At 55.4% G+C, this 10,785-nt stretch carries 10 protein-coding genes; 9 read left to right on the top strand and 1 reads right to left on the bottom strand.

What is annotated here, in order from left to right; all coding sequences use genetic code 11:
• Positions 1–164: 164 nt before the first annotated feature.
• Together QZY01_RS17650 and QZY01_RS17645 are read left to right on the top strand one after the other, a co-directional pair.
• Positions 165–860: a hypothetical protein gene (locus QZY01_RS17650; RefSeq protein WP_294539811.1), complete on the top strand. Its 696-nt coding sequence runs from the start codon at positions 165–167 to the stop codon at positions 858–860.
• A 144-nt stretch (positions 861–1,004) separates the two neighbouring features.
• Positions 1,005–1,943, top strand: a complete 939-nt coding sequence (locus tag QZY01_RS17645; RefSeq protein ID WP_294539808.1) for an IS1595 family transposase — start codon at positions 1,005–1,007, stop codon at positions 1,941–1,943.
• A gap of 55 nt (positions 1,944–1,998) precedes the next feature.
• Here the strand turns inward: QZY01_RS17645 and QZY01_RS17640 are convergent, their stop codons facing one another.
• Positions 1,999–2,625 (bottom strand): hypothetical protein, encoded by a 627-nt coding sequence (locus QZY01_RS17640; protein ID WP_294539805.1) that lies wholly within the window; start codon positions 2,623–2,625, stop codon positions 1,999–2,001.
• A 73-nt stretch (positions 2,626–2,698) separates the two neighbouring features.
• On the opposite strand from QZY01_RS17640, the gene QZY01_RS17635 reads away from it, so the two are divergent.
• The 7 genes from QZY01_RS17635 to QZY01_RS17605 all read left to right on the top strand — a co-directional run bounded on the left by QZY01_RS17635 (position 2,699) and on the right by QZY01_RS17605 (position 10,692).
• Positions 2,699–3,199 (top strand): hypothetical protein, encoded by a 501-nt coding sequence (locus QZY01_RS17635; RefSeq protein ID WP_294539802.1) that lies wholly within the window; start codon positions 2,699–2,701, stop codon positions 3,197–3,199.
• 254 nt (positions 3,200–3,453) lie between these two features.
• On the top strand, positions 3,454–3,732 hold the full coding sequence (locus QZY01_RS17630; protein ID WP_294539799.1) for a type II toxin-antitoxin system ParD family antitoxin: 279 nt from the start codon (positions 3,454–3,456) through the stop codon (positions 3,730–3,732).
• 2 nt (positions 3,733–3,734) lie between these two features.
• Positions 3,735–4,043, top strand: coding sequence for a type II toxin-antitoxin system RelE/ParE family toxin (locus QZY01_RS17625; RefSeq protein WP_294539796.1), 309 nt, complete (start codon positions 3,735–3,737; stop codon positions 4,041–4,043).
• A gap of 402 nt (positions 4,044–4,445) precedes the next feature.
• A complete protein-coding gene (locus QZY01_RS17620) occupies positions 4,446–4,655 on the top strand; it encodes a hypothetical protein (RefSeq protein ID WP_294539793.1) in 210 nt (69 codons plus the stop codon).
• Positions 4,656–4,697: 42 nt separating this feature from the next.
• Positions 4,698–7,838 carry an anti-phage-associated DUF499 domain-containing protein gene (locus QZY01_RS17615; RefSeq protein ID WP_294539790.1) on the top strand — a complete coding sequence of 1,047 codons (3,141 nt, stop codon included), beginning with the start codon at positions 4,698–4,700 and terminating at the stop codon, positions 7,836–7,838.
• Positions 7,835–8,413, top strand: a complete 579-nt coding sequence (locus QZY01_RS17610) for an anti-phage-associated DUF3780 domain-containing protein (RefSeq protein ID WP_294539787.1) — start codon at positions 7,835–7,837, stop codon at positions 8,411–8,413. Before QZY01_RS17615 ends, QZY01_RS17610 begins: the two co-directional genes overlap by 4 nt.
• An 11-nt stretch (positions 8,414–8,424) precedes the next feature.
• Complete coding sequence (locus QZY01_RS17605; RefSeq protein ID WP_294539784.1) at positions 8,425–10,692, top strand: DUF1156 domain-containing protein; 2,268 nt, start codon at positions 8,425–8,427, stop codon at positions 10,690–10,692.
• The last annotated feature ends 93 nt before the right edge of the window (positions 10,693–10,785 follow it).

The raw sequence follows: 10,785 nt of genomic DNA, 5'->3' as shown, positions 1-10,785 counted from the left end.
TCCATCCCCCCGATCTCTCCAGCGCGTTCATCAAAGTAAAGTTCATCAGGCGGTGAAAAAGCTGGTCGATGACGTGCGCCCCAAGACCGACGGCATCGGAAAAGGGCGAAAAAGCGAACCGTCGTGAATTGGACGGGCTAGAGCCGTGGGAGGAGTGGTCAACGATGCCGGATATCGACTGGAGAGGCTTTCGGACGCCATGGATTCACACGATAGACGACGATCTATTCAATGAGCCGTCACCGCCGCCAAGCGCAGATCGCCTCAGCCTTGAGCCTGATTATTACCAGGACGAATGGGGCGAAGAAGTCGAACTTGAGCGGCCAATCGCCCTGCCCCTGGATGACGCCGCCGCCTTGCAGTTGACGCTGCTTACCGACAGTGCCTGGAAGAAGTTGGTAACTGCAAGGGCGACCGATCTCTTCGAGACGCCGATCGCACACTTCCTTGTTCGCGCGTTTCTCGCAGACGGCATGGATGAGGTCATGGCGCACATGACCGCGATCGAGGCCGCCGTCGGCCTTGAGATGGACCATAGATGGGAACTCCGCCCAAAGCCCCATGCCCACAAAAGCGTGAAGTCGACACAACGGGTCGCGGCGCGAGTCGCTGCACTCCTAACGGATTGCACAAGCGTAAAAGATTACAACGACCTCTTCGAACTGCGCTGCACATTCGTCCATGGACGCGCCGGGATCCAAAAGGTCTCGACAGAGCGGCGTATCATGGCGCGCAGTTTAGCCCGCAAGGTCGCGCGCCGCTTGGTCGATGTCGCCGTACAGGCGAACCGCCCACGCACAGACGTGCTGAACGATCTCCTCAATGAGGGCCTGCAATATCTACATAAGCCAAAAAATTAAGGTAATCTATTTTAATACAGAATTGAGATAAATGCTAGAAAGTCGCGTTTAATAAAAATTAGCGGCTTATCCCCTTGGCTAAGGTCCGCCTACAGGTAGCGTGAAACGCTTGACAACCGCGACCAACGTTCTATCTTTGTTCTCATGTCGAGCCGCTGGAAACACGATCGCCCCATGTCTCGAACCGCCTTCGCCGCGCGGTTTCCAGACAACGCGGCCTGCGCCCGCCACCTCTATGAAAAGCGCTGGCCGAACGGGTTCGTCTGCCCAAAATGCCACGGCGCGAAAGCCTGGGCGCTTGACTCTAAACCGTTCACCTTTGAATACGCCGCCTGCGGTCGCCAAACCTCCGTCATCGCCGGCACCATCTTCCATCGCAGCCATCTCTCGCTGCTGACCTGGTTTCAGGCGATCTACGCGATCGCCAGCCATTCCAACGGCATCTCAGCGCTGCAGTTGCAAGCGCAACTTGACCTCGGCTCCTACAAGACTGCCTGGCTGATGCTGCAAAAGCTTCGCCGCGCCATGGTCGATCCGGACCGAAGCTTCCTGGAAGACATCGTCGAAGTCGACGAAAGCGACATCCCCTATCGCACCAAAACCGACCCGATCGCCGGCGGCCAAGGCCGCAGCGCCGTCGGAAAGTTGCATTTTATCGGCGCGATCGAGCTCTCGCCGGAAGGCCATCCCCGGCGAATCCTCCTTGCGCCGTTGGAGAATTTCTCCGCGACCAGCATCGGCGCCTTCGTCGCCGGCGCGGTCGCGCCCGGCACGACGATCCTCAGCGACGGATTCTCGGCTTACAAAAGCCTCAAAGCCTACAACCATCAGCCTAAAGTCGTCGGCAAAATGGCCGCACATATCGTCTTGCCGTGGGTCCACCGCGTCTTCGCCAATTTCAAACGCTGGGCGCTCGGAACCTATCACGGGGTCCGCAAGCTCCATCTGCGCCGTTATCTCGACGAATTCGTCTTCCGCTGGAACCGCCGACGCCACATGAAATCGTCGTTCGACATGCTCCTCAATATTGCCGCTAGCCTACCTCATGCCGGATACCGCGACTTCGTCAATCAAGTAGTTTGACTAAACTAAGCTAGCCACATCAAAATGCAACCTGTAACCTATTTACTTTATTGCCTCATCCACATCGCGCCACCTCAATGTCGAATGCGAAGTCACCAATTTTCTCGACATAACCAAAAGCCTCACCCAAAAGCTCGTTTGCCAACGGATCTTTCAGCGGATAACGCTTAAGTTGCCTGCGTAAAGCAGTAATTTGATCCGGCCTAATGCAGAAAATCTCACCAAGCCCATTATGATTAACTGAAATATCATTCGAAAAATGCTTCCGGTGTCGTTCGTCCACATCGTCATAAATAGAACGATGAAGGCAAAATGGGTCCAAATGCCGACTCCCCCAACGCTTGATAGGTTCTTCTATCCGTTTCACGGCACGATCATAGTCATTAACAAGTCTGAACGCGATACGATCCCAATCATCGACAAGCGCCAATGGCAGAGACACGCGGAGTGGCGACCCGTCACTACCACGCACAATGCGAGGACGACCCATCGAATCCTTCTGCGTCCTATCCACCTTCGGATAACCATTACGATATCGATCTCGCCACTCGGCAAGCGCCGTTGCTTCTTCAAAAATCTCACAGAAGCCAACTTTTAACAGGTAAATTTGTCGATGCTCAGAAGCCATCGATTGACGATTTAGCTTGGCGCTGAACCCTAAATAAATATGAAATTGACGCATGACTGACGCTCAATAAAATAAGTCAAAATCATTACTTTAATGATCTTAAACCTTCTTAAAACCCGGAAAAGACATGAAAACGCCAGCCTCAGCGCACCTCCTGCCAGAAATCGCTCTTCCCTACGCGTATAACGAGCTAAGCCCATATTGCCAAGGGGTAGTCTGCGAAGGGCGCGGATTCGACTTCTCAATCGACGTGCTGATCCGCACACCAAAAGACCGGGACAGTGAATACCTCGGCCTTGTACTCGCAAGCGACACCGAATGCGCGGCGCGAACCGTACTCGCAATCGCCCGCAACCTTCATCCGTTCAACCAGTTAGTCAACCAGCCTACCGCCGAAGTCGCCGTCACCACCGAAGATCTCGATGCGCTGGCTGCGGTGCTTACGCAAGACACAACCTTCTCCTCGACACAGGAAGGTAAGAAAACCATTGCCGTCGTAGAACTACGGGCCGACCGACTGCGTGCCCATGCGCCAAGCGTGAAAAGCACGCTCCGCCTCACCTGGCAACCCACACAATATCGCGTAACGCGCGACAACCTCCCTGCTTTTCTGCCTAAAACATCGTAAGCACGACTTAAGCACTAAGACTCCATCGCATCAAAGCCAGCCGCTTGTAACTGCGTCGCCTATCCACATCGAAGTCCGAAGCCCAGAAAACTCGGCTAAAACAGAAGGAGTATGTAACTTCAAGCGGAATGCTCACCCGTACCCATCAATCTGCATGCCTCAAACGCCAGCGAATCGCTGGATTTGTCAATCTAACCACCAATCGATATAATGGTGTTCAATCCTACAAACCTACCAAAAGCGGAAACCTAGCCATGCGAAGCACCCAGCAATTCAGCGTGACATTGCCAGACGAAATGGCAAAAATGGTCAAGGCAAAGGTCTCTTCCGGCGAATACGCCAGCGAAAGCGAAGTTATCCGCGATGGCCTCCGCGCGTTGCGCGCGCGAGACAAGGCGATCGAAAACTGGTTACGCCAAGAAGTCCTGCCGGCAATTGACGCCATAAAGACTGATCCGTCGCGAGGTAAATCGATTGCTGACGTGCGCGCCTCCCTGGCAGCTGAACACAAACAAGCGACGAAAGATCGCTGACAATGCCCTATCACGTCATCTTTACGCCAGAAGCGAACGCCCATCTTGTTGGCATCTATCGACATATCGCCACCAAAGCCTCCCCGACGATCGCTGAGCACTTCACCACAGCGATCATCGATTATTGCGAGGGATTCACCACTTTTCCGCATCGCGGCACAAAACGTGATGATTTGCGGTCAGGATTGCGAACCATCGGATTTCGTCGCTGCGTCACGGTCGCCTTCACAGTCGAACTCGACAGAGTGACTATCATCGGCGTATTCTACGGTGGTCAAAATTACGAGGAAACTCTCCAAATTGACGACTAAATTGCGGTAAGCAGACCAGAACTCCAAAGAAGGGCAAACTAAATACACACATCTCAATTCCTAGCCCTTGAGAAATCATAACGCGACACCCGCGCCATGCTGCCGTCGGCACCACAGCAAATCAAAATTATCTTCAAACCAGCAATCATTCAAAACACAAGCGTCTTACTACATATAGATTAGCCTTACCCAACGGGATAAGCCGCAAAAATTATACCGAAAACTAATCACCTTGAAAAATAGACTGGTCACGGGATTTCAAAATCTCGTATCCAAGAAATGATCGCCAACCGCGTCCGTGAATCCAAATAATTTTTTCCACGCTAAATTTCTTGCCGGCGATGACCGACCATGCCACACTGGATTATCCAGCGCGCCAGCTATCAAGAGGTTTAGAACTCTATGACGCGATCAAAGGAGCCGGAATCGAAAAAAGGCGGAACCCGCGTTCGTCCAGACGGGCGACGCTCTCTTCTCGTTTATCTCGATACCGAGTTGATCAAGGAACTTAAAAAGGCGGCGTTGGATGATGAGAGGAATGCTTATGAAATCGTCGAAGCGGCAACAAGAGATTGGCTTGTTCGCCGCGACAAAAAAAGGCGTTCGACATAACGTTCTCATTGGCCAGAATTAATTTTTCCACGGGAAATGAAGATGCTGCAAACCGTCCGCGACGCCTGCCAGTTCGACCCCCAGGCAATCAACTACGCCCTCAGCGACCAAATCGAGAGTCTTGACGACCTCGTTGGCCATGACGCCGTCGCGGCAGAGGCGTTCTTCAAGAAGACCTACGTGACCGGCGGCATGTCGACGCTCCTGCGGCAGGGGCTCCAACGCCTCGCCGGAGCCTCCGGTCAAGCCGTCTTCGAACTCAAGCAGTCGATGGGCGGCGGCAAGACGCACTCCATGCTGGCCCTCGGCTACCTCGCCGCGAATCCAGACCTGACCAAACTCATCTCGAAAGAGATCGTAAAGGACTTCAACCCAGCCAAGGCGCGAGTTGTGGCGCTTTCCGGGCGATCCATCTCCCGCGACAAGCACCTGTGGGGCGATATCGCCGAACAACTCGGAAAAGCCGACAAGTTCCTCGAATTCTACAAGGGCAGCCCTAAGGCGCCGAACGAGAAAGACTGGGTAGAGTTGATCGGCGACAAGCCGACACTGATCCTGCTGGACGAGTTGCCGCCCTATTTCGGCTACGGCGTCACGCAGCCAGTGGGCGGTGGAAACCTCGCGGACGTCACCGTTTACGCCGTCTCCAACCTTCTGTCGGCGGCCTTGAAGCTCAAGCGGCTATGCGTGGTCATATCCAACCTGTCTGGAAGCTACCACGACGCGTCGAAAACGATCGCCTCGCTTATCCACAAGGCTGTCGGCAACCTTCAGCAAGAAGCCGGACGTCAGGCCAAGAGCATCACGCCGGTCGAACTCGGCTCCGACGAAATCTACCACATTCTGCGAAAGCGCCTCTTGGTTGCCGAACCGGACGAATCGGTCGTCGATTCAGCCGCGACCGCCTTTTCCGAAGCCATTTCCGACGCGGTAAAATCAAAGACCGTCGCGAAATCGGCCGAGCAAATCGCCGGCGAAATCGTCGCAGCGTATCCTTTTCATCCGTCCTTCAAGCACATCTTGGCCCTATTCAAGGACAATGAAAAATTCCGGCAGACGCGCGGTCTGATGACACTCGCGGCCATGATGGTCCGCTCGGTTCAGGCCCGGCCGCTCAACGACGTCTACCTTGTCGGATGCCAACACATCGATCTGGCACAAGCCGACATCCGCGACGGGCTGACGAACATCTACGACTTGTCGAGCGCCATCGCACACGACATCGCCGGCACCGAAAGCAATCGCGGTCACGCCCAGATCATCGACGACCAGATGGGAGGCGACGCCGCCAGCCAAGTCGCGCGTCTTATCCTCATGGCATCGCTCCCCGAGGCCAGCGGCGCGGTCAAGGGCCTCACCAAACTCCAAATCATCGAAAACCTCGTCGCTCCGCACCGATCCCCCATCGAGTTCGACGACGCCTTCGAGAAGCTTCGCGCCGAATGCTGGTATCTCCACCGCGGCGAAAACGATGCGTGGGTTTTCGCGCGTAACGAGAACCTGCGGAAAAAGATTGAAAAATACGCTGACGGGGCGCCGCAGCCCAAGATCGACGCCGAAATGCAGCGCCGCTTGCTCGCTGTGTTCGAGCCACGCCGCAAGGTTGCCTATTCGGAGATTTTAGCGCTACCGAAGATCGAGGACATCAAGACGAGCGGCGGGCGCTTGCTTCTGGTCCTGAGCCCCGACAAAAAAGTTCCTCCCGAGGACGCCAAGCGTCTTTTCGATGCTGTCGTCCAGAAGAACAATTTTTGCATCCTCACCGGAGATGGCAGCGACCTGGCAAAACTCGAGGACCGGATCCGCCGGATATGGGCGGTCGCCAAGGTCAAAGAAGAGGATGGTGGCGACAAGTCGCCCAATGTCACCGAGTTGAACGAGGAGGCCGAACAGGCCGAATTCGAGTTCAATTCAACGCTGACCAGCCTGTTCAACCGGCTTTATTATCCCGGAAAGCACCCGAAGGATGGCGAAGGCCTGCTTTCCGTCGCCATCAAGATGACGCCAACCAAGGCCAAGGATGGCAAATCGAACTCTATTGACGGAGAAACCGCGGTCGAAGAGGCTTTAGCCTCGACAAGTGCGTCGAAGCTCTATCGAGAAATCAACGACGCCAATGCCGACGCTCTGCGCACGCGAGCTGAACAGATGCTGTGGATCGCCAGCGGCGACCGCCGTGCCCGTTGGAAAGACATCGAGGAGCAGGCGATCTGCAACGTGCGCTGGCCCTGGCTACCGCTGAAAGGGCTCGACGACATTCGCAGGCGCGCGGTCAAGACGGGAGACTGGCGCGACAATGGCGACGGCTACGTCGAAAAGGGGCCGTTCCCGCCAGCCAAAACATCGGTCAGAGCCGTCACCCGCTCCCGCGACGACGATACCGGCTTAGCTACGATTGACCTGACGCCGATCAATGGCGGCGACAAGGTCCGCATTCACTATTCGCAAGCCGAAGACGTATCGGCGGCGTCGCCGGTCGTTCCCGACCTCACGTTCGAAAGTGGGGACACCGTCCTGTGGTTTCTCGCAATCGATCCAGAGGGCAAACATGAAACGGGCTCCGCCGAGAAGTGGACCAACACGCTGACCATCACCCATGATCCTAAGGAAATCATGGGCAAGCGCAGCGTCGCGCTGTCCGTGAAGCCGCGCGGCGAAATCCGCTGGAATATCGACGGCACCAACGTCAAAGAAGGCGCGATCTATGCCGGGCCGATCGAAATTCCTGGCGCGGCCGAGACCACAATTTACGTTTACGCCGAGGACGCTGGCGTCTCGGCTTCAAAGAATTTCACAATTCATCCGGTGACCGGCGGCAAGGCTACGATCGATCCCGCCAAGGCCGCAACGGTCGCCAAGAAAACGAAACTTGCCACTACGGCCGACACCTTCGTTACGATCCGGGCCGGCAAAAAAACCAAGGCTGTCTTCGGCAATGGTGTGGTCGTTACCGTCGGCAAGGGCGACAAAAACGCCACGACGCGCTTTGGACCCGGCACTTCCCTAACGCCCGAGGCGGTTGAAGAGTTCATCGCCGCGGCGCGAACGGCAATTGGCGAAGAAGCCGCCGACGTCGAATTCACCTTCGGAGAGTTCAGGTTCGGCAGCGGCGCCGAACTCACGGAGTTCCTCGAAGAAACATCCAACCAGATCACGGTCGCCCCGGAAGAGGTCCAGCAGTGAGCGAAAAAAAGACGATAGGCTTTGGCGCGCCGAACGAGTTGGATCCCCACCATTTTACGGTGGAGATTCCGGCTGCGCGAACGGAGCCCGTCGTCATCACCGAGCATTTCGGATTGCGGGGCGGGTCGAACGGCCTGCCTGACTCCGTCATTCGCTGCCTATTGCCGCGCGCCGCGTGGAGCGGTATCGCCGAGGAAGCCAAACGCGTTCTGAATGAACGGCTCAAGGAAAAGAAGCTGCACTCCAGCCGATGGGCGAGCGGAACGAACAAGGTCGAGCGCCTGTTGGGGCGGGAACTTTGCATTCTCGCATGGGGAGTCGAGGCGGCGCCGAAGGAATCGATCCCAAACGCGCTGCGCAACTGGGTCGGACTGCGTCCGGATGAACGCTGGTGGCTGTTTTCGATGGCTGCGTCGATGACGGGCGGTGCCGAAGACACCGAGATCGGCTGGCGAAAGGCCATAAGGATCGCCCTGACGGAAAACCCGACCGGCGAGGAAGTCGCCGGGATGCGGGGGAAAAAACCGAAGGCTAAGGAGGAGCGTCCGCCGCTCCCGGACTTGTTTGACAAATGAATGGAAAAGGCATGGACGCCGCGGCTCCTAAAACATCGGTGAGGCCGTTCTCGCTGAAGGACGCGCCATCGTTAATCGAGCGTGTCTGGCCGGCGCAGAAAATTTCCGTGGAGACGAAGCGCGAATTCGACGCGCATGGCGCACAGACGCTGACGCCGCTGGGGTCTTATTGGAAGGGGCGGAAGCGCTTGGTGTATGTCCGTGCTTGCGTACTTGGCGCCCTGCTGCCCGCGACGGAATACCCGGAACGTGATCTCGAAATTTTCGAACAACTTATGGCGATCGACGATCGTGCGTTTCTGGCGCGCGAGACCAAGGCCAAGCCATCTGACATTGCCCGCCTCGCGATCGCCGCTGGAGCCCTGCGCGAAGAGGACTTGGCAACGTTTTTCTCCGTTCGTCGCGTTGAAGAACCCACTCAGGAGGACTTTTCCGCAGCGCTGTCAGGCGGGCGCCTCGATTGGAGTTGCCCCCAAGAAGATCAAGAGCGACTTCGTCTGGCCGCCTATTCCTGCTGGAGTTATCTGGATAAGGTGTCTCGGTGCCTTCGTCCGGAAGAGCTTCCCGAATCCGCCTATGATGGAATTTGGGCGGACGTGAACGACCATCTTGGGACATCGGCCCTGTCGATGACGGAACTGGTCGAACAACTGGGCATAATGCGATTTGGGCACAGACCGAAGGTAGGCGACACTTTTTGCGGGGCCGGTTCTATCCCATTCGAGGCGGCAAGGGTTGGCTGTGACGTATATGCGTCTGACCTGAATCCAATCGCGTGCATGCTGACGTGGGGTGCGCTTCATTTGATCGGTGGCGGGGATCTCGTGAAGGCGCAGTTGGAGGCTGCGCAAAAGCGTGTTGGCGATGCGGTTGATCGACGTATCGTTGATCTGGAAATCGAGCACGATGAACAGGGCAATCGTGCAAAGGCTTATCTTTATTGCGTCGAAGCGCGGTGTCCCACCACCGAATGGCTCGTCCCTCTGCTGCCGTCTCTAATAATTAGCAGGATACGTAAAACGATCGCACGACTGGTTCCAAATGCATCGCAAAAACGGTTCGAGATCGAAGTCATATCGAATGTTTCGGCGGTTGAACTGGAAGCCGCCAAAAAAGGCACTGTCCAAGGAGGTGCATTAATTTACGCGCTTGGCGAAGAGACTTATCGCACATCGATCTCATCAATCAGAGGTGACTATCGTTTAGCCAATGGGGAAACACGAAACATTCTGAGGCGCTGGGAAAAATCCGACATCATCCCTCGGGAAAATGACGTCTTTGGTGAGCGCCTGTACTGCATCCAATGGATTACAAAAAAAACTCTTGGAAAAGGCCGCCAAGACACGTTTTTTGCCGCGCCCAAACCGGCTGATTTTGTACGCGAAGCGGAGGTCAATAGATTCGTCGAAGAGAGGCTTCATTCTTGGCAGGCTGATGGGTTCGTTCCCGATATGAAAATCGAGCCAGGAGCCAACACCACACAGCCGATCTGGGAGCGAGGGTGGAGCCACTGGCACCATCTGTATGCGCCGCGTCAGCTTCTTATCGCGGGATTCCTAGCGGAAGAAATTGCTAAAATTTCGGACGAAAATATTCGTGGCTGTTTGTCATTTGACCGCACCTTTGTAGCTCATAACTCATCTCGTTTATCGCAATGGCTTCCAGGAACTCCGGGGCGAGATGGGAGAGCCCCGTCCGCAGACACGGTGAAGCACGTGTTTTACAATCAAGCCCTAAATACGTTTTATAATTTTGGATGTCGTGGCTTCGCTATGGTTCGGCCTGAGGTCGGTTATTTTAAATATAAAGACATTCAAGGTATCGGAACCATCGAAACAAAACCAGCAAATAAGCTTACAGATGACGCTGACATTTTCATAACTGATCCACCATACGCCGACGCGGTGAATTATCATGAAATCACGGAATTTTTCATCGCATGGCTTCGAAAAAACCCACCCTCTCCATTTGCCGATTGGGTGTGGGATTCCCGCCGACCTCTCGCGATTAAAGGAGACGGTGAGGACTTCAGAAATGCAATGGTTACTGCATACGGCAACATGACCGATCATATGCCTGCTAACGGCCTCCAGATTGTCATGTTTACACACAAAGACGCTTCGGTATGGGCTGACATGGCCCAAATATTCTGGGGATCAGGCTTGCAAGTTATGGCAGCCTGGTACGTCTCGACGGAGACGACCTCAGAAACTAAAAAAGGCGGTTACGTTGTTAGCGGCACGGCGATCCCATCTACCAATTCTCTGAGCGTTCGCTAGCATCCCGGGCAGGCCATGGATGCGTCGGGTGTCGCCGTGAAGAATGATAGTCCTAATGATACTCATCAAGACAATCGCAACGACAACGGGAGC

It is taken from the genome of uncultured Rhodoblastus sp. (assembly GCF_903903185.1).
In the GTDB taxonomy this organism is placed as follows: domain Bacteria; phylum Pseudomonadota; class Alphaproteobacteria; order Rhizobiales; family Beijerinckiaceae; genus Rhodoblastus.
The sequence above is the reverse complement of the archived record's forward strand: the minus strand, read 5'-3'. Positions and strand labels throughout refer to the sequence as shown.